This window comes from Pseudonocardia spirodelae, assembly GCF_037727765.1.
Lineage (GTDB): Bacteria > Actinomycetota > Actinomycetes > Mycobacteriales > Pseudonocardiaceae > Pseudonocardia > Pseudonocardia spirodelae.
This window is the reverse complement of sequence record NZ_JBBJUP010000004.1, coordinates 259209-276670: the sequence shown is the minus strand read 5'-3', so window position 1 is coordinate 276670 and position 17462 is coordinate 259209. Positions and strand designations below refer to the sequence as shown.

The window sequence follows — 17462 nt, the reverse complement described above, 5'->3', positions numbered from 1 at the left end:
CGGTCAGCCGCGGCGGCAGAGACCCTTGGCCTCCAGCACCCGGGCGACGGCGGTGTCGTTGCCCGCGGCGGTGATGCGGCCGTCGGCGAGGGCCTTCTCCGCGGCGTCGAGCAGCGGGGCGACCGGGGTGACGTTGGAGGACAGCGCGACGTCCGCACCCGCCGCCAGGGCCCGCGTCGTGGCCTCGGCCAGACCGAACCGGTCGGTGATCGCCTTCATCGCGCCGAGGTCGTCGGTCATCGCGAGGCCGTCGAAGCCGTAGTCGGTACGCAGCAACCGGTACGCGGCCGGGTCGATGCTGGACGGGACGTCGCTGGTCAGCCCGGGGACGTCCAGGTGGCCGAGCATGACCCCGACCCGCCCGTCGAGCGGCTTGCCGGGGCCGACCAGGGCCGCATAGGGCTTCAGGTCCGAGGCCCACAGCTCCTGCAGCGACGGCGTGCTCACCGAGCCCTTGTGCGAGTCGCCGGAGCTGTGGCCGTGGCCGGGGAAGTGCTTGAGGACGCCGTACACGCCGCCGGCCTGCTGGCCCTCGGCCCACGCCGCGGCGTAGCGGGTGACGGTGTCCGGGTCGTTCGAGAACGAGCGGTCACCGATCACCGAGGACGCCGGCTGGTCGGAGACGTCCACCGACGGCGCGAGGTTCCAGGTGACGCCGCGGGCCCTCAGCTGCCCGGCCCGCTCGCGCGCGGTCGCGGTGACCTGCTCCGGGGTCCTCGACGCGGCCATCTCGCGCGCGCTGGGGACGTCGCCGTCGAGCTCGTCGATGCGCTGGACCCGCCCGCCCTCCTCGTCGACGGCGACGGCGAGCGGGGTCGGCGAGGCCTTCTGCAGCGCGTCGAGCCGGTTCTGCTGCAGCAGCGCGGTGGCGTTGCCGCCGAGGAACACCCCGCCGACCCGGGAGCCCCGCACGATCGCGGTCGCGCCGGCCGGGTCGGACGCGTCGACGCCCACCATGAGCCGCTGCGCGAGCCGGTCGCGCACGGACAGCGCCGCGACCCGCGGCGCGCAGGTGTCGGCCGGTGTGGCCGGCGCGGCGTCCGCGGCCTGCGGCTGCGCTCCCGGTGCCGGGGTCGTGGTCGCCGTCAGCTGGGGACCGGCCACGGCGACCAGGCCCGCGGTCAGCGCGCCCACGACGGCGGCGGTGAGCAGTCCGGTGCTGCGACGGCGTCGCTGGCGGACCACGGGGTGGGGGCGTCGGGGCAGGTGCGGCATCCCGACCATCGTGACAGGGCCGCGCCGCCCGGGCTCCCCCGGCGCGCCGCCGCCCCGCGCACCCGGGCCCGCGCCCGCCGTTCGTGTCCGGGTCGGCGCGCCGCGGGCGCCGGGTCCGCGCAGGTGCGCTGCTCGGGCGCTGTCGGTCCTCGCGCGCCGAGTCGCTCCCCGCGCACGGTCGGTCCTCGCACGCGCGGTCGTTCCCCGCGCGCGCTGCAGCGCGCGCGAAGGGAGATCCTGCGCGCGAACGCGGCGGGGACGTGGTTCCGAGCAGCCGCGACACGGCGACACGGCGAGGAACGGCGACACGCACCGTCCCGCGCCCGGGCCGGCCGTGGACCGGAGGCGGCCGCGGCGGCCGCCGGGGTCAGGACGGTGCGGGGACCCGCTCACCCTCGGGCGGCGGGCCGGGCGGGGTGCCGTCGCCGAACGGGCGCCCGCCGAGGTCGTCGCGGCCGTGCGGGACGGACCAGCCCGCGAGATCCGGGCCCTTCGGCACGACCCCGCTCGGGTTCACGGAGCGGTGCACCCCGTAGTAGTGCTGCTTGACCTGGTCGAAGTCGATGGTGTCGCCGAAGCCCGGGGTCTGGAACAGGTCGCGCGCGTAGGCCCACAGCACCGGCATCTCGGTGAGCTTGTGCCGGTTGGCCTTGAAGTGGCCGTGGTAGGCCGCGTCGAAGCGGACGAGGGTCACCCACAGCCGGATGTCGGCCTGGGTGATGGTGTCCCCGACCAGGTAGCGCCGGGTCGCCAGGTGCTCGGACAGTTCGTCGAGGCGGGACCACAGCGCGTCGTAGGCGCGCTCGTAGGCCTGCTGGGTGGAGGCGAAGCCGCACTTGTAGACGCCGTTGTTGACGTCGTGGAAGATCCCCTCCCCGACGGCCTCGATGGCGTCGGGGTCGGGCCACAGGTCCGGGGCGCCGTCGCGGTGGAACTCCCGCCACTGCGTCGACAGGTCGCGTTCGAGCAGCGCGTACTCGTTGGTGACGACCTTGCCGGAGGAGATCTCGACCATCGCCGGGACGGTGACGCCCTCGTCGTAGCCGGGGACGGCCTTCTCGTAGGCCTCGCGCAGGTACTCGATGCCCAGGACCGGGTCGACGTCGCCGGGGTCGAGGTGGAAGCGCCAGCTCCGCTCGTCGTGCAGCGGGCCGGCGACGCCCATCCCGATGGCGTCCTCGAGGCCGAGCAGGCGCCGCGTGATGATCACGCGGTTCGCCCACGGACAGGCCCGCGCCGCGACCAGGCGGTACCGCCCCGCCTCGACCGGCCACGGCGAGGACCCGTCGGCCGTGATCCGCTCGGCGACGCCGAGCGCCTCGCGCACGAACTCGCCGCTGCCCTGGTCGGTCCCCATGACGGCGACGCTAGCGCCGCCGACGGTGCGCCGCCCGCCGTCGTGGTCGGATGGGGGAATGAGCGGCGACATCGAGCACGGTCTGGCGGAGCTGGTGCGGCCCGGGGCCCGGATCGCGCTGGCCGACGGCTGCGGCCCACCCGCCGTCCTGGCCGCGCCGCTGTCGCGGGTCGCCGCCCGCGCCGGGGGCGTCCGGCTGGTCCTGGGCTGGGTGCCGGGCCCCGCCCCGGCGATCGACCCGGACGCCTTCGCCGACATCCGCACGGTCGTCGGCGGGCCGGGCCTGCGCGCGCTGATCGAGTCCGGCCACGCGCACCGGGTCCCCGCCCGGCTCTCGGCCACCCCGGCGCTGCTCGCCGGGCCGCTGCGCCCGGACCTGCTGCTCGCCACCCTGGTCCGCGGCGGCGACGGCGGCCTGCGCTTCGGCGCGGAGGTGTCCTGGATGCGCGGCCTGCACGACGCGGGGGTGCCCGTCGCCGGGGTCGTCTCGGCGTCGGCCCCGCACGCCGACGCCGGCCCCCCGCTGACCGGGGTGAGCGTGCTCGCCGAGGTCGAGGGCCCGGCCGGGTCGCCGTTCACGGTGCGCACCCCGGAGCCGACGGCGGCCGACCGGGCGGTCGCGGCGGCGGTGGCCGCGCTGGTCCCGGCGGGGGCGCGCATCCAGTTCGGCCCCGGCCGGCTGGCCGCGGCGCTGGTCGCCGCCCTGGAGGTTCCGGTGGCCGTCGACTCCGGGCTGCTCGCCGACCCCGTCGTCGACCTCGACGCGCGGGGCCTGCTGCGCGGGACGCCGTCGTCGACGGCGCTCTACGGCAGCCCCCGCCTCTACGACTGGGCCGACCGGCTCGGCCGCGCCGGGCGCGGGACGGTCCGCCCCGTCGAGCACACCCACGACGTGTCACGGCTGAGCACCGACCCGGGCCCGCTGGTCGCGCTGAACACCGCCCTGGAGATCGACCGAGACGGCCAGGTGAACGTCGAGGGCGTCGCCGGGTCGGCGGCCGGGATGATCGGCGGGCACCCGGACTTCGCGGCCGCGGCGGCCCGCGGGCCGGGGCTGTCGGTGATCGCGCTGGCCTCGGCGCACCGCGGGCGGCCGACGCTCGTCGACCGGCTCGGCGGGCCGGTGACGACGCCGTCGCACGACGTCGACGTGGTCGTCACCGACCGCGGGACCGCGGACCTGCGCGGCCTCGGACGCGCCGAACGCCGTCGCGCCCTCGACGCGCTCTGGGCGGAGTGACTGCGACGACCGGGTGAATCCGGATCCGTGCTGTGACCGACGACACATCACGCGGTGAGTATGCGTGGCCCCGTCGCGACACGCCCGGGAACGGTGCGTGACGCCACGGTGCGCACCCGCCGTCCACACCGGAACGGCGGCCGGTGACGCCCGGACCGACGCGGCTGGTCGGAGCGCTCCCCCGGCGGCCCACCGGGTCCCCCCGGACGGCGGTCCCGCACCGCCTCCGCGTTCCCCCGGACGGGGCAGTCGTTGCGTATAACACAACACTCCGAACCGATCCAGGCCCCCCGCCACGAACCGGACGGGGGGCGCGCCCCCGATCTACGGTCGGCCCGCCCCGCACCCGACACCTTCGCCGAGGAGGCGCGGTACATGACGGCCGACCATCGCACCGACAGCGGGCTGCCCGAGCTGGGCAGGACCGTGCAGGAGTTCGGCGACACCCCGACCGAGGTCCGGGAGTCCACCCACTACAAGCACGAGTACGTGCAGACCTTCGTCGACAAGTGGGACGAGCTGATCGACTGGCGGGCCCGCTACGAGAGCGAGGGCCGCTTCTTCGTCGAGCAGCTCCGCAGGCGCGGGGTCCGCAGCGTCCTCGACGTCGCGACCGGGACCGGGTTCCACTCGGTCCGGCTGCTGGAGGAGGGCTTCGACACCGTGGTCTCCGCCGACGGCAGCGCGGAGATGCTCGCGAAGGCGTTCGACAACGGCATGAAGTTCGGCGGGCACATCCTGCGGGTGGTGCAGGCGGACTGGCGCTGGCTCAACCGCGACGTCCACGGCGAGTACGACGCGATCATCTGCCTCGGGAACTCCTTCACCCACCTGTTCTCCGAGCGCGACCGGCGCAAGGCGCTCGCCGAGTTCTACGCGATGCTCTCCCACGACGGCGTGCTGATCCTGGACCAGCGCAACTACGACGCGATCCTCGACACCGGGTTCAGCTCGACGCACCGCTACTACTACTGCGGCGACGGTGTCGTGGCCGAGCCCGAGTACGTCGACGACGGCCTGGCCCGCTTCCGCTACCGGTTCTCCGACGGCTCGGAGTACCACCTGAACATGTTCCCGCTGCGCAAGGACTACACCCGCCGGCTCATGCACGAGGTCGGTTTCCAGCGCATCGAGACCTACGGCGACTTCCAGTCCAGCTACGCCGAGGGCGAGCCGGACTTCTTCGTCCACATCGCGGAGAAGGCGTACCTCGAGGAGGCCCTCGACGGGGAGGTGACGGCGTGACGCGCACGCAGCCGGACCTGCGGCAGGCCGCCGAGCACACCGCACGGTCGTACTACGACTCCGCCGACGCCGACACGTTCTACTCCCGGGTGTGGGGCGGCGAGGACATCCACGTCGGGCTCTACGAGAGCCCCGACGAGGAGATCGCCGCGGCCAGCCGGCGCACGGTCGCCCGGATGGCCGAGATCGCGCAGGTCGGCACGGGTACCCGGGTGCTCGACCTCGGCGCGGGCTACGGCGGCGCGGCCCGCCAGCTCGCCCACCGGACCGGCGCCGCGGTGCACTGCCTGAACCTGTCGCCGGTGGAGAACGAGCGCAACGCCCGGCTCACCGCCGAGCAGGGCCTCGACGAGCTCGTCACCGTCGCGACCGGGAGCTACGAGGACGTGCCGGTCGAGGACGCGTCGGTCGACGTCGTGTGGTCGCAGGACGCGTTCCTGCACTCCGGTGACCGCGACGCGGTGCTGGACGAGGTGGCGCGGGTGCTGCGCCCGGGCGGGCGGGTCGTGTTCACCGACCCGATGGCCGTCGACGGGCTCGACCAGTCCTCGATCCAGCCGATCCTCGACCGGATCGCGCTCTCGACGATGGCCACGCCCGGTTTCTACACCGGCGGGCTGCAGCGGCGCGGTTTCGACGGGGTGCGCTTCGACGACCACACCGGCCAGCTGCCGACGCACTACCGCCGGGTGCACGAGGAGCTGGTCGCCCACGAGGAGGAGCTGGCGTCGTCGATCTCGACGACCTACCTGGCGAACATGAAGACGGGTCTTCAGCACTGGGTCGACGGCGGCACCGCCGGGAAGCTGACCTGGGGGATCGTGCACGCCGTCCGGGGCTGACGCGCGCCGGCCGGCCCGCGGTGTGCGGGCCGGCCGGCGGCGGGAGCCCGCTCAGTTGTCGTCGTCGCCGTCCTGGTCGTCGCGGTCGTCGTCCTGGTCCTGGTCGTCCTGGTCGTCGCCGTCCTGCTGCTGCGTGGCGGGTGCGGGAGCGGGTCCGCCGGCCGGGGCCGCGCCGCCGCACGAGGCCGCGGTGGTCAGGACGAGGGCGAGGGCCGCGAGGGAGCCGAGCAGGACCCGGCCGGGAGTTGTTCGTCGCATACGTCCGAGTGTTCCGGATTCTCCGGTCAGCCGTCGAGGAACTCCCGCACCGCGGCGGTCGTCACCCCGGGCTGCTCGTCGACCAGGAAGTGCCCGGCCCCCTCCAGCGCCCGCCCGGTGACCAGCGCGGGGTCGGCCGCCGCGCGCCGCCACACCTCCAGCGGGCTCTCGGCGTTCGCGCCGACGACGCCCCGCCCGCCCCACAGCACCAGGGTGGGCACGGCGATACGCTCCCCCGCCGCGGCGGAGGCGGCGTCGTGCTCCAGGTCGATCGACGCCCCGGCGCGGTAGTCCTCCATCATCGCGTGCCGCGCGGCGGGGTCGGCGAACGCCCGCTCGTAGCCCGCGAGCGCCTCGGCGGGATGGGCGTCCAGGCCGGAGCCCCAGCCGCCGAGCAGCGAGTGCAGGTAGCCGACCGGGTCCCCGGCGATGAGCCGCTCGGGCAGGTCCGCGGGCTGGATGAAGAAGAACCAGTGGTAGTACGCCGTGGCGAGCGCCCGGTCGACGTGGTCGTAGACGTAGGCGGTCGGGAGGATGTCGAGCAGCGCCGCGCGGGTCACGCGCGCGGGGTGGTCGAGCAGCATCCGGTGGGTGACCCGGGCGCCGCGGTCGTGCCCGACCACGGCGAACGTGTCGAACCCGAGGCTCGTCATGACCTCGGCCTGGTCGGCGGCCATCGCGCGGAACGCGTAGCCGGCGTGGTTCTCGCCGTCGGCGGGGCGCGCGGACTCGCCGTAGCCGCGCAGGTCGGTCGCGACGACGGTGTGGTCGCGGGCCAGGTCGGCGGCCAGCGGGCCCCACATCGCGTGGGACTGCGGGAAGCCGTGCAGCAGCAGCACCGGAGGGCCGTCGCCGCCGCGTACGCCGTGGATCGTCACCCCGTCCGCGGGGTCGCCGACGGGCAGGTCGAAGGGGGTGAACGCCTCGGGCACCGTGCGGTCCTCACTCACCGGCCGGGGCCCCGCCCCGGGCGGGACGGGCCACGTCGAACACCCAGAACCGCAGGACCGCGAACCGCAGCAGCCCGCCGGCGAGGCTGGCGGCCGCGACGACGGCCGCCTCCTGCCCGGGCGTGGCGTCGGTGGTGACGGCGTGCAGCACCAGCAGGACCGCGGAGGTGTAGGTCGCGTAGAACGCGACCGTCCCCGCGTCCTGCACCCACCCGCGCAGCCGGTGCGCGGGTGCGGAGTCGAAGGCGAGCCTGCGGCTGGCCTCGGTGCTGACGGCGGTGGTCAGCACGAGCGCGAGCAGGTTCGCGCTGAACAGCGGCAGCACCGGGCGGAACAGCAGGAACAGCGCCGCGTTCAGCGCGGTCGCGCCCCCGCCGACCACGGCGTAGCGCGCCAGCTGCGCCACGAGCGGGTGGGTGCGCGACAGCACCGCCACGGCCCCGGCGAGCCGGCCGCCCGGCCGGACCCCGCTCGGTGCGGCGCCCGCGAACGACGTGTGCGCCGGGATGTGTGCTGCGTCCACCGGACCTCCCGCCCTCCTGATGAGATCTTCGCAGGAGTACCCCGGCCGGATCACCCGGAATCAACCGGTCGCGTCACATCCCGGCGACGGACGGGCGGTCGGCCCGGCGCCGTCCGGCGGTCACACCGCCAGAAACACCGTCTCCCCCTCGCCGCGCAGCCGGATGTCGAACCGGTAGCGGCCCGGGCCGTCGGCCACGGCGAGCAGGGTGTGCCGCCGCGCCCCGGGCACCGACGCGAGCAGCGGGTCGGCGCCGTGGGCGTCGGCGTGGTCGGGGAAGTAGATGCGCGTGACGACCCGGTCGAGCAGGCCGCGGGCGAACACCGAGACGTCCACGTGCGGGGCCTGCCCGGGCAGCGCGCCGGGCAGCAGCGTGCGGATCTCCCAGCGGCCGTCGTCGCCGGTGGGGCAGCGGCCGAAGCCGCGGAATCCCGCGACCGGCGGCGTCGCCGCGCCGCGCGGGTCGTCGGGGTGGTCGAACCGGCCGTCCGGGTCGGCCTGCCAGGTCTCGACCAGCGCGTCGGGGACGATCGCGCCGTTCCCGTCGAACACGGTGCCACCGACGAGCACCGCTCCGGGGGTGCCCTCGGGCACGACGTCCGGGCCGTCCGGCCAGGGCAGCCCGAGCGCCAGGTACGGCCCGACGGTCTGGGACGGGGTGAGCGGCAGGCTCATGCGTGGGCCTCCTCGAACGGGGTCGCGCCGTGGCCGCGCAGCACGATGTCGAACCGGAACGCCAGCGCCCACTCGGGCCGCGTCGCGTCGAGGTCGAACGCCGACACCAGCCGCGGCCGGGCGTCCTCGGGGGTCGCGTTGTAGATCGGGTCCTGGCCGAACAGCGGGTCGTCCGGGAAGTACATCTGGGTGACCAGGCGCTGGGTGAAGGCCCGGCCGAACAGCGAGAAGTGGATGTGGGCGGGCCGCCAGGCGTTGTGGTGGTTGCCCCACGGGTAGGCGCCCGGCTTGATGGTGGTGAACGAGTAGTTCCCGAGCGAGTCGGTCAGCACCCGGCCGCCGCCGGTGAAGTTCGGGTCGAGCGGCGCGGGCCAGTTGTCCCAGCGGTGGGCGTAGCGCCCGGCCGCGTTGGCCTGCCAGATCTCGACGAGGGTGTCCGGCACGGGCCGGCCGTCGGAGTCCAGGACCCGGCCGGAGACGACGATGCGCTGCCCGACCGCCTCGCCGTGCGCGCCGACGGTGAGGTCGTCGTCACCGGGGCGGACCGGGCCGGTCAGCAGCGGGCCGGTGACCTCGGTCAGCCTGTGCGGCAGGATCACCGGCTGCTCCGACGGCGCCCGCAGCGTGGTGCTGCGGTAGTCCGGGGACAGCAGCGGCGGGTGCGTCCCGGCCGGGACGGCGGCGTAGCCCTGCATCGGCGTGCCTCTCTCGTGGGTGGTGGGTCAGACGGCGCCGTGCGGCAGGCCGACGTAGTTCTCGGCGAGGCTGGTCGCGGCGGCCCGGGACGTGACGGCGTAGCGCAGCTGGGAGCGCTGCAGCCCGACGCCGAACGCGTCGCCGGCCTCGGTGGCGGGGTCGAAGCGGTGCAGCATCGAGGTCATGAACCAGGAGAAGTGCTCGGCGCGCCAGATCCGCCGCAGGCAGGTGGCCGAGTAGGCGTCGAAGCCGCTCTCGTCGCCCCCGCGCAGCGCGCGCTCGACCGCCTCGGCCAGCACCCGGACGTCGGCAATGGCGAGGTTCATGCCCTTGGCGCCGGTGGGCGGCACGATGTGCGCGGCGTCGCCGGCGAGGAACAGCCGCCCGCGGCGCATCGGCGTGGCGACCATGCTGCGCATCGGGGTCACCGACGGCTTCTCGAGGAACTCGCCCTCGTGGAGGGTGAACCCGTCGCAGGCCAGGCGGGTGTGCAGGCCGTCCCAGATGCGGGCGTCGGACCAGTCGGCCGGGTCGGTGTCGGTCGGGACCTGCAGGTAGAGCCGGGTCACCTCGGGGCTGCGCATCGAGTAGAGGGCGAAGCCGTCGTCGTGGTGGGCGTAGACGAGCTCGTCGGTGGTGGGGGCGGCCTTCGCCAGGACGCCGAGCCACGCGAAGGGGTACACCCGCTCGGCGACCTCGGGGGCGACGACGGGCCGGGACACCCCGTGGAAGCCGTCGCAGCCGGCGATCACGTCGCAGCGCAGGACGTGCCCGGTGCCGTCGGCCGCGGTCCAGGTGATCGACGGGGCGTCGGTCTCGACGTCGTGCACGGCGACGTCGGAGACGCCGAACTCGACGGGCAGGCCGCGCTCGTCGATCCGGTCGGCGAGCAGGTCCTTCACGACCTCCTGCTGGCCGTAGACGGTGATGCCGGTGCCGACGAGGTCGGCGAAGTCGATGCGGTGGTCCCGGGCGGGCGCGCCGGGCGCCTCGGCGAAGCGCAGGGAGATGCCGGTGTGGCCCATGCCCTCGCGGTCCAGCCGGCCCGCGACGCCCAGCTCGCGCAGCAGCTCGACGGTCGGCGCCTCCAGCACCCCGGCCCGGACGCGGGCCTCGACGTAGTCGCGGTCGCGGGCCTCGAGCACGACCGCGTCGATCCCGGCCCGGTCGAGCAGGGTCGCGAGCACGAGCCCGGCGGGACCCGCGCCGATGATGCCGACCGTCGTCCGGGCCTCGCGTCGCTGCGTCATGGGCCTACCCTCCCGCGCCCGCGGCCGGCACTCGACCCGGCTTCCGCTCTACGGAATACTTCCCGGTCATGACGACGCGTCCCGTCCGCTCCGGGGTCACCGCGCGGGTCCTGGACGTGCTCGGCGCGTTCACCGCGAAGACCCCCGCGCTGGGGCTGACCGACATCGCGCGGCGCACCGGCCTGCCGCTGACGACGGTGCACCGCATCGCCGGGGAGCTCGCCGCGGGCGGCGCGCTCGACCGGGGCGACGACGGCCGCTACCGCATCGGGCTGCGGCTGTGGGAGATCGCGCACCTGGCCCCGGCCAGCCACGGGCTGCGGGAGGCGGCGATGCCGTTCCTGGAGGACCTGCACGAGGTGACCCGGCACAACGTGCAGCTCGCCGTCCTCGACCCCGAGGACCCGTGCGAGGTCGTCTACGTGGAGCGGCTGTCCAGCCGCGACGCCGTCTCGATCGTCACGCGGACCGGCTCGCGGCTGCCCTCGACGGCCACCGGGGTGGGGCTGGTGCTGCTCGCGCACGCCGACCCGGCCGCCGTGGACGCCGTGCTCGCGCGGCCGATCCGGCGGTTCACCCCGTTCACCGTCTGCCGGCCCGAGGGCGTGCGGGCGCTGCTCGGGCAGGTGCGCTCGACGGGGTTCGTGGTGTCGGACCGCCAGATCGAGGAGGTGTCGATGTCGGTGGCGGCGCCGGTGCGCGGCGGCGACGGGCCGGTCGTCGCGGCGCTGTCGATCGTCGTCCCGGCGGGGACGAACCCGCACGTGCTGGTCCCGGCGGTCCGGGCGGCGGCCCGCGGCATCAGCCGCGCCCTCGCCACATCGTGATCACTCCGATGCCGTGGCCGGTGCCCCGGCGCGCACCCATCCGTGCCACCGTGGCGCCGTGCGCGACTTCCGCATCGAGATCCCCGACGCCGAGCTCGACGACCTGCGCGAGCGGCTGGCCCGGACCCGCTGGCCCGACCCGGCGACGGTCGAGGGCTGGACCCAGGGCGTCCCGCTGGACTACACGCGCGAGCTCTGCGACTACTGGCGCACCCGCTACGACTGGCGCCGCGTCGAGGCCGAGATCAACGCCTGGCCGCAGTACCGCACCGACCTCGACGGCGGCGGCGACGACTCGGTCGAGATCCACGTACTGCACGCCCGGTCCCCGCACGCCGGCGCGATGCCGCTGCTGCTCACGCACGGCTGGCCGGGCTCGCTGGTGGAGTTCCTCGACGTCCTGCCCGCGCTGACCGACCCCGAGGACCCGGCGGACGCCTTCCACGTCGTCGTCCCGACGCTGCCCGGGTTCGGCTTCTCCGGCAAGCCCACCCGGTCCGGCTGGGGCGTCGAGCGGATCGCGGTGGCCTGGGCGCAGCTGATGGACCGGCTCGGCTACGAGCGCTTCGCCGCGCAGGGCGGCGACTGGGGCTCGATGATCACCTCCGCGCTGGGGACGGCGGCACCGGAGATGCTGCACGGCATCCACCTGACGATGGCGCTGGCCCCGAAGCCGGACGACGCCGGCCCGCTGTCGGCGCAGGAGAAGGCCGACATCGCCTTCTCCAAGCGGTTCCAGCAGTACGGCAGCGGCTACTCCGCCGAGCAGTCCACCCGCCCGCAGACCGTCGGGTACGGCCTCGTCGACTCCCCCGCCGCCCAGTGCGCGTGGATCGTGGAGAAGTTCTGGGACTGGACGGACTCGGCCGGGCACCCGGAGAACGTGATCAGCCGGGACCGCCTGCTGGACAACGTCATGCAGTACTGGCTCGGCGCGGCGGGGGCGTCCTCGGCACGGATCTACTGGGAGAGCTTCGCCCGCCGCCGCCTCGACGACGTCGAGGTCCCCACCGGCGTCTCGCAGTTCCCGCACGAGATGGTCAAGCTCCCCCGCTCCTGGCTGGAGCGCCGCTACACCGACCTGCGCTGGTTCACCCGGCCCGACGTCGGCGGCCACTTCGCCTCGCTGGAGCAGCCGGAGTCCTTCGTCGACGAGGTGCGGGGCTTCTTCCGGACCCTGCGGTAGCCCGCGACCTCAGACGACCAGCACCGACGCGGTGAACGCGTGCAGGTGGTTGCCCGGCCCGACCGGGCCGATCTCCCCCGCGGCGAAGAACCCGGCCACCCGCGGCCCGGTCTCGCCGGTGCGGGCGGGGTCGAGCCCCACACGGACCGCGCGCACGTCGTGGTCGGCGTCGCCGAACATGGCCGCGCCGCGGCCGTTGCAGGAGAACAGCAGCGCCCCGGCGGCCGGTCCGGAGCGGCGCACCGGGGCGAGCAGCTCGTGCAGGTCCTGCGCGGCGCCGGCGGCGTCACGGACCTGGAAGCGCACCGTGGTGCCGACCTCGACCAGGTCGCCCGCGACGACGGCGCCGTCCCCGACGTCGACGGCCAGCACCGCGCGGACCAGGAAGTCGCCGCGGTCGTGGGTCTCGGCGTACTCGTCGACGGCGACGCCCAGGTGCAGCCCGGTGAGCGCCTGCTGCTGCTCCTCCGGCGGCAGCCCGGTGACGATCTCGCGCAGCCGTTCGGCCGCCGGGCGGCCGGCGAGCTCGGCGATCCGGTTCCCCTCGGCGCGGGTCACGACCATCGGCGGGCCGATCGGACGGCACCCCTGGCTGACGACGACGCGCGGGGCGACCGCGCCCCCGAGCAGCACGCCGACCGCGCCGCCGTGGTGCACGGTGCCGCCGGCGAACAGCCGGTTCGCCCCGGGCCCGCCGGGCGTGCCGGCCAGCCCGCCGATCACGGGGAAGCCGGGGTGGGCCGCGGCGATGCGGTCCAGGACGCCGCCGACCGGGAACGCGAACGGGTCGGCGAGCAGCACGGCGGCGCGGTCGTCCGCGTCCGGGGCGACGAGCCCGCGCACGCCGATCGCGTCGCGCCCGTCGGGACCGGCCCCGGGACGCCGCTCGGCGACGGGGAACAGCGTGCGGACCCGTGCGCCCGGCAGCGTGGCCGCCCACACCGCGACGGCGGGCTCGCCCTCGACGCCGCGGCCGTCGGCGATCACGCCGTGCGCGGTCGTGCCGATCGCCGCGCCGGGGCCGGCGAGCTCCATCACCCGCAGCCCGGCCGCCTCGACCTCCTCGGCCGGGAGCACCGGCCCGGCACCCGGGCAGACGAAGAACACGACCAGGTCCGGGACCGCGCCGAGCGCGGTCAGCGCCTGGCCGGTCGCGACCTCCGCGGCGCCGGTCAGGTCCGGTCCGACGGCGAGCCCGTCGCCGACCCGGGTCTCGGCCATCGCACGCTCCCCGGGGTTCGGCGGGGCGGCCCCGCCGCGCCCGGACCCCGGGGACGCTACGTCAGCGCCGGGCTCCGCGCCGCCCGCAGCGGGTCGCGTCACCGCCGGGGCGGCGGGACGCGCCCGGGGCGGGGCCAGAGCCGGTGCCGGGCGACGGCGTGGACCCGCGCGGGCCCGAGGGTGGCCGAGTCCGTCGAGCCGAACGGGTTGTCGCCGCGCACGTGCCAGCCGTCGCCGTCGGGGTGCACCGCCCGCTTGACCGAGAGCTGCCCGGGGCGGGCGTCCCAGGTCACGAGCACCACGTCACCGGCCCGGACGGGCGCGCCGAACCGGGCCAGGACGACGTCGCCGTCGGCCAGCGCCGGCGACATCGACGGCCCCCGGACCGTCACCCTGCGCACCCGCATCACCGCTCCCTCCAGTGTGGATCTCCCGGTCCCGCCCGACCTGCCCGGCCCCCGTGGCGGGGGTAGGGTCGCCGGTGCCAGAACGATCACCCACCAGGGAGGATTCCATGCGGCTGTCCCGCATTCTCCGTCCGCGACTGGAGGCCACCGCGCACTGCGACCTCCCCTGCGGCGTGTACGACCCGGCCCAGGCCCGGATCGAGGCCGAGTCGGTCAAGGCGATCCAGGAGAAGTACCAGGGCAACGACGACGCGGACTTCCGCGCCCGCGCCATCGAGATCAAGGAGCAGCGCTCCGACCTGGTCAAGCACCACCTGTGGGTGCTCTGGACCGACTACTTCAAGCCGCCGCACTTCGAGAAGTACCCGGAGCTGCACGAGCTGTTCAACAAGGCCACCAAGGCCGCCGGCGCGTCGGGCACCAAGGGCTCGAACGACCCGGCCACCGGCCAGGAGCTGCTCGACTACATCGCCCAGATCGACAAGATCTTCTGGGAGACCAAGCAGGCTGCCTGACCTCGGGCCACCGGCGGCGCCGGTCGCGGGGCGCGTCCCCGCGGCCGGCGCCGTCGCATGTCCGGGCAGGGGTGACGGGGCGCGCCCGGTTCGGCAGGATGCCCGGGTGCGCACCCACGTCGCGCTGCTGCGCGGGATCAACGTCGGCGGGTCGGGGAAGGTCCCGATGGCCGAGCTCCGGCGCCTGCTGGGCGAGGAGTTCGACGACGTCGCCACCTACATCGCGTCCGGCAACGTCGTCCTGAGCACCGACCGCGACGACGGGACGGTCGCCACGACGGTCGCCGAGGTGCTGCGCACCGGGTTCGCGGTGCCGCGCCCGGTCGTCGTCCTCGGCCGCGACGAGTACGCCGCCGCGGTCGACGCCAACCCGTTCCCGCAGGTCACCGAGCCCAAGGAGCTGCACGCCGTGTTCCGGGCCGCCCCGCCCGGCGACGACGAGCGCGCCCGGATCGACGCCGCCGTGGCCGCGGAGCGGGCGAAGGGCGGGGCGGGCGAGGCCGCCGTCGTCGGACGGGTGGTCTACCTGCACCTGCCCGGCGGGATCGGGCGCAGCGAGCTCGGCGCGCGGCTGTCCGCGCGGACCCGGGCCGCCGACGAGGGCGGGACCGCCCGCAACTGGGCCACCGTGCTGAAGCTGCGCGACCTGCTGGGCTGAGCGCGCACGACGGCGCCGCGGACCCGGTGGGGCGCGGCGCCGTCGGCGGTCGGTGTCGAGCTGCCAGAACGATCACCACCGCCACCACAGCTCTGCTGCAAGTGACTTGCAGAAGGCTACTCCTGGCGAATCGATCCGTCCATGCGTGCGCGTCGCCCGTCGCGGGTACGCGGCTGTTGCGAGATACTGGCAAGTGATCACGTGCGGCGTCGGGCCGCACGCCCCGACCCAGGAGAGGACCATGGCCGAGTACACGCTCCCGGACCTGCCCTACGACTACTCCGCGCTCGCCCCGCACATCGCGCCGGAGATCATGGAGCTGCACCACTCCAAGCACCACAACACCTACGTCCAGGGCCTCAACGGCACGCTGGAGAAGCTGGCGGAGGCGCGGGAGAAGAACGACTTCGGCGCCATCGTCGGCCTGGAGAAGACGCTCGCCTTCAACCTGGGCGGCCACGTCAACCACTCCGCGTTCTGGAAGAACCTGTCCCCGGACGGCGGCGACAAGCCGACCGGTGACCTCGCCGCCGCGATCGACGCCGACTTCGGCTCGTTCGACGCGTTCCAGGCGCACTTCACCGCCGCCGCCACCACGATCCAGGGCTCCGGCTGGGCGATCCTCGGCTACGACCAGCTCGGGGACCGCCTGCTGGTCCACCAGCTCTACGACCAGCAGTCCCAGCTCCCCGCCGGGCAGACCCCGATCGTGCTGCTCGACATGTGGGAGCACGCGTTCTACCTGCAGTACAAGAACGTGAAGCCGGACTACGTGAAGGCCTGGTGGAACGTCGTGAACTGGGCGGACGCCGCCGAGCGCCTCGCCGCCGCGAAGGGCTGAACCCGGCACCCGCGGTCGCCACCGCACCCGCGCCCCGTCCGGACCCGTCCGGGCGGGGCGCGGGCGTGTCAGCGGTGCGCCCCGGGACCGGTGACCCCGGTGGCGCGCAGCAGCAGGTGCATCGCGAGGTCCACCGAGCGCTCGCGCACGTCGGCCCGCCCGCCGGGCAGCTGCGGGTCGCGGGCGACGACCTGACCGTCGGCGGTGGTGACGCAGAAGCAGACGTAGCCGACGGGCTTGGCCTCGGTGCCGCCGCCGGGGCCGGCGACGCCGGTGATGCCGACGCCGACGTCCGCACCGAACCGGGCGCGCGCCCCGTCGGCCAGCGCGCGGGCCACCTCCGGCGAGACCGCACCGTGCTGCTCGATCAGCGCGGCGGGCACGTCGAGCAGCGCGGTCTTGGCCCCGTTCGAGTACGCGACGACGCCGCCGGCCACGTAGTCCGAGGACCCGGCCCGGTCCACCAGGCGCCCGGCGAGCAGCCCGCCGGTGCACGACTCCCCGGTCGCGACCGTCCAGCCGAGCCCGGTCAGCGCACGGGCGAGCAGCTCGTCGGTGCTGCTGCCGTCGTCGCTGATCAGCGAGCGGCGGTGCCGCTGCACGATCCGCTCCGCGAGGTCGCGGGCGACCGGCTCGGCGCCGGGCAGCGGGTGCAGGTCGACCTCCAGCTCCGAGCGGCGCAGGCAGGTCGTCACCTCCACCGCGGACAGGTCCAGCTCGGCGCCGAGGTCGCGCAGGGTCTCGGCGATCTCCGACTCCGGCAGCCCCGCGAAGCGCAGCAGCACCGCCTCCGCCCGCGGCACCCGGGCCAGCAGCTCGGCCACCGGCGGTGCCTCGAGGGCGGCCGGCCACATGCCCTGCAGCTCGCGGGGCGGCCCCGGCAGCACGACGACCAGCGGCCCGCCCGGCCGTCGCACGGCCAGGCCCGGCGCGGTGCCGACCGGTTCGAGCACGGCCGCCCCGCGCGGCACGCGCGCCTGCTTGGCCGTCGCCGCGTCGAGGGCGGGCCCGGCCCACCCGGCGCGGCTCGCCCACCCGGCCACCCGGTCGTGGATCCGGCCCTGCAGCGCGGTGTCGACCTCCATCGCCGCGCCGGCGAACCCGGCGACGACCTCGGCGGTGAGGTCGTCGGCGGTCGGCCCGAGCCCGCCGGAGGTGACGACGAGGTCGTCGGAGGCGACGAACTCCAGCGCCGAGCGCAGGTCCTCCGGCCGGTCCCCGACCAGCAGGACCCGCGACACGGCGAAGCCGAGCTCACCCAGCGAGCGGGCGACGAAGGGACCGTTGGCGTCGGCGACGTGGCCGGTCAGCAGCTCGCTGCCGGTGACCAGGACCGACGCGGTGGGACGGGGCTCGCTCATGATCCGAACCTACCCGCGCGGGGGCGGTGCGCACCCGTTCCGGTTCCGGCCACCGTCGGTGCAGGCCCGGGGGTCGCGCCGCCCGTCCGCAGTGGACACGGTCACCCGATCAGGTGGTCGTGGCGTCCGACACGCCCGGAACCGGACGGACCCGGCGTGTCGCCGCACGTCCGGCGCCGTTCGTCGTCGTCCGTC

19 protein-coding genes are annotated in these 17462 nt (G+C 75.4%); 8 read left to right on the top strand and 11 right to left on the bottom strand.

Features of this window, described 5'->3' with window-relative positions; genetic code table 11:
• Positions 1-3: 3 nt before the first annotated feature.
• Together WJX68_RS06990 and WJX68_RS06985 are read right to left on the bottom strand one after the other, a co-directional pair.
• Positions 4-1215, bottom strand: coding sequence for a glycoside hydrolase family 3 N-terminal domain-containing protein (locus WJX68_RS06990; protein WP_340287177.1), 1212 nt, complete (start codon positions 1213-1215; stop codon positions 4-6).
• A gap of 367 nt (positions 1216-1582) precedes the next feature.
• Positions 1583-2572 (bottom strand): glutathione S-transferase family protein, encoded by a 990-nt coding sequence (locus WJX68_RS06985; protein WP_340287175.1) that lies wholly within the window; start codon positions 2570-2572, stop codon positions 1583-1585.
• A 58-nt stretch (positions 2573-2630) separates the two neighbouring features.
• On the opposite strand from WJX68_RS06985, the gene WJX68_RS06980 reads away from it, so the two are divergent.
• The 3 genes from WJX68_RS06980 to WJX68_RS06970 all read left to right on the top strand — a co-directional run bounded on the left by WJX68_RS06980 (position 2631) and on the right by WJX68_RS06970 (position 5899).
• A complete protein-coding gene (locus WJX68_RS06980; RefSeq protein ID WP_340287174.1) occupies positions 2631-3812 on the top strand; it encodes an acetyl-CoA hydrolase/transferase C-terminal domain-containing protein in 1182 nt (393 codons plus the stop codon).
• Positions 3813-4187: 375 nt separating this feature from the next.
• Entirely contained in the window at positions 4188-5057 is an 870-nt protein-coding gene (locus WJX68_RS06975; RefSeq protein ID WP_340287172.1) for a glycine/sarcosine N-methyltransferase, read from the top strand.
• On the top strand, positions 5054-5899 hold the full coding sequence (locus WJX68_RS06970; RefSeq protein ID WP_340287171.1) for a methyltransferase domain-containing protein: 846 nt from the start codon (positions 5054-5056) through the stop codon (positions 5897-5899). Before WJX68_RS06975 ends, WJX68_RS06970 begins: the two co-directional genes overlap by 4 nt.
• A gap of 51 nt (positions 5900-5950) precedes the next feature.
• On the opposite strand, the gene WJX68_RS06965 is transcribed toward WJX68_RS06970, so the two are convergent.
• From WJX68_RS06965 to WJX68_RS06940, 6 genes are all read right to left on the bottom strand, one after another.
• Positions 5951-6157, bottom strand: a complete 207-nt coding sequence (locus WJX68_RS06965; protein WP_340287170.1) for a hypothetical protein — start codon at positions 6155-6157, stop codon at positions 5951-5953.
• Between the two features lie 26 nt (positions 6158-6183).
• Positions 6184-7089 carry an alpha/beta fold hydrolase gene (locus tag WJX68_RS06960; RefSeq protein ID WP_340287169.1) on the bottom strand — a complete coding sequence of 302 codons (906 nt, stop codon included), beginning with the start codon at positions 7087-7089 and terminating at the stop codon, positions 6184-6186.
• A gap of 10 nt (positions 7090-7099) precedes the next feature.
• Complete coding sequence (locus WJX68_RS06955; RefSeq protein ID WP_340287168.1) at positions 7100-7630, bottom strand: GtrA family protein; 531 nt, start codon at positions 7628-7630, stop codon at positions 7100-7102.
• Positions 7631-7750: 120 nt separating this feature from the next.
• Positions 7751-8305: a protocatechuate 3,4-dioxygenase subunit alpha gene (pcaG, locus tag WJX68_RS06950; RefSeq protein ID WP_340287167.1), complete on the bottom strand. Its 555-nt coding sequence runs from the start codon at positions 8303-8305 to the stop codon at positions 7751-7753.
• Positions 8302-9000 carry a protocatechuate 3,4-dioxygenase subunit beta gene (gene pcaH, locus WJX68_RS06945; protein WP_340287166.1) on the bottom strand — a complete coding sequence of 233 codons (699 nt, stop codon included), beginning with the start codon at positions 8998-9000 and terminating at the stop codon, positions 8302-8304. Before pcaH ends, pcaG begins: the two co-directional genes overlap by 4 nt.
• A gap of 27 nt (positions 9001-9027) precedes the next feature.
• Positions 9028-10251, bottom strand: a complete 1224-nt coding sequence (locus WJX68_RS06940; protein ID WP_340287164.1) for a 4-hydroxybenzoate 3-monooxygenase — start codon at positions 10249-10251, stop codon at positions 9028-9030.
• Between the two features lie 68 nt (positions 10252-10319).
• Here WJX68_RS06940 and WJX68_RS06935 point away from each other — a divergent pair, with 68 nt between their 5' ends.
• Together WJX68_RS06935 and WJX68_RS06930 are read left to right on the top strand one after the other, a co-directional pair.
• On the top strand, positions 10320-11078 hold the full coding sequence (locus WJX68_RS06935) for an IclR family transcriptional regulator (protein ID WP_340287162.1): 759 nt from the start codon (positions 10320-10322) through the stop codon (positions 11076-11078).
• A 58-nt stretch (positions 11079-11136) separates the two neighbouring features.
• Positions 11137-12264, top strand: coding sequence for an epoxide hydrolase family protein (locus tag WJX68_RS06930; RefSeq protein WP_340287160.1), 1128 nt, complete (start codon positions 11137-11139; stop codon positions 12262-12264).
• Positions 12265-12273: 9 nt separating this feature from the next.
• Here WJX68_RS06930 and WJX68_RS06925 read toward each other — a convergent pair whose 3' ends face one another.
• Together WJX68_RS06925 and WJX68_RS06920 are read right to left on the bottom strand one after the other, a co-directional pair.
• A complete protein-coding gene (locus WJX68_RS06925) occupies positions 12274-13485 on the bottom strand; it encodes an FIST signal transduction protein (RefSeq protein WP_340287158.1) in 1212 nt (403 codons plus the stop codon).
• A gap of 98 nt (positions 13486-13583) precedes the next feature.
• A complete protein-coding gene (locus tag WJX68_RS06920; RefSeq protein WP_340287156.1) occupies positions 13584-13892 on the bottom strand; it encodes a S26 family signal peptidase in 309 nt (102 codons plus the stop codon).
• A gap of 107 nt (positions 13893-13999) precedes the next feature.
• On the opposite strand from WJX68_RS06920, the gene sodN reads away from it, so the two are divergent.
• The 3 genes from sodN (at position 14000) to WJX68_RS06905 (ending at position 15906) form a co-directional block, all read left to right on the top strand.
• Positions 14000-14407: a superoxide dismutase, Ni gene (gene sodN / locus WJX68_RS06915; protein ID WP_340287154.1), complete on the top strand. Its 408-nt coding sequence runs from the start codon at positions 14000-14002 to the stop codon at positions 14405-14407.
• Positions 14408-14513: 106 nt separating this feature from the next.
• A complete protein-coding gene (locus WJX68_RS06910) occupies positions 14514-15065 on the top strand; it encodes a DUF1697 domain-containing protein (protein ID WP_340287153.1) in 552 nt (183 codons plus the stop codon).
• A gap of 241 nt (positions 15066-15306) precedes the next feature.
• The gene (locus tag WJX68_RS06905) at positions 15307-15906 is read left to right on the top strand and encodes a superoxide dismutase (RefSeq protein WP_340287151.1); all 600 of its coding nucleotides are present in this window, start codon (positions 15307-15309) and stop codon (positions 15904-15906) included.
• 68 nt (positions 15907-15974) lie between these two features.
• Here WJX68_RS06905 and WJX68_RS06900 read toward each other — a convergent pair whose 3' ends face one another.
• Positions 15975-17267, bottom strand: coding sequence for a competence/damage-inducible protein A (locus WJX68_RS06900; RefSeq protein WP_340287149.1), 1293 nt, complete (start codon positions 17265-17267; stop codon positions 15975-15977).
• Between the last annotated feature and the right edge of the window lie 195 nt (positions 17268-17462).

Excerpts from the sequence above, each read along its gene's own strand:
- WJX68_RS06900 (WP_340287149.1), bottom strand. The coding sequence starts at position 17,267 with ATGAGCGAGCCCCGTCCCACCGCGTCGGTCCTGGTCACCGGCAGCGAG.
- WJX68_RS06920 (WP_340287156.1), bottom strand. The coding sequence starts at position 13,892 with ATGCGGGTGCGCAGGGTGACGGTCCGGGGGCCGTCGATGTCGCCGGCG.
- WJX68_RS06925 (WP_340287158.1), bottom strand. The coding sequence starts at position 13,485 with ATGGCCGAGACCCGGGTCGGCGACGGGCTCGCCGTCGGACCGGACCTG.
- WJX68_RS06965 (WP_340287170.1), bottom strand. The coding sequence starts at position 6,157 with ATGCGACGAACAACTCCCGGCCGGGTCCTGCTCGGCTCCCTCGCGGCC.
- WJX68_RS06940 (WP_340287164.1), bottom strand. The coding sequence starts at position 10,251 with ATGACGCAGCGACGCGAGGCCCGGACGACGGTCGGCATCATCGGCGCG.
- pcaH (WP_340287166.1), bottom strand. The coding sequence starts at position 9,000 with ATGCAGGGCTACGCCGCCGTCCCGGCCGGGACGCACCCGCCGCTGCTG.
- sodN (WP_340287154.1), top strand. The coding sequence starts at position 14,000 with ATGCGGCTGTCCCGCATTCTCCGTCCGCGACTGGAGGCCACCGCGCAC.
- WJX68_RS06980 (WP_340287174.1), top strand. The coding sequence starts at position 2,631 with ATGAGCGGCGACATCGAGCACGGTCTGGCGGAGCTGGTGCGGCCCGGG.
- pcaG (WP_340287167.1), bottom strand. The coding sequence starts at position 8,305 with ATGAGCCTGCCGCTCACCCCGTCCCAGACCGTCGGGCCGTACCTGGCG.
- WJX68_RS06905 (WP_340287151.1), top strand. The coding sequence starts at position 15,307 with ATGGCCGAGTACACGCTCCCGGACCTGCCCTACGACTACTCCGCGCTC.
- WJX68_RS06990 (WP_340287177.1), bottom strand. The coding sequence starts at position 1,215 with ATGCCGCACCTGCCCCGACGCCCCCACCCCGTGGTCCGCCAGCGACGC.
- WJX68_RS06975 (WP_340287172.1), top strand. The coding sequence starts at position 4,188 with ATGACGGCCGACCATCGCACCGACAGCGGGCTGCCCGAGCTGGGCAGG.
- WJX68_RS06935 (WP_340287162.1), top strand. The coding sequence starts at position 10,320 with ATGACGACGCGTCCCGTCCGCTCCGGGGTCACCGCGCGGGTCCTGGAC.
- WJX68_RS06985 (WP_340287175.1), bottom strand. The coding sequence starts at position 2,572 with ATGGGGACCGACCAGGGCAGCGGCGAGTTCGTGCGCGAGGCGCTCGGC.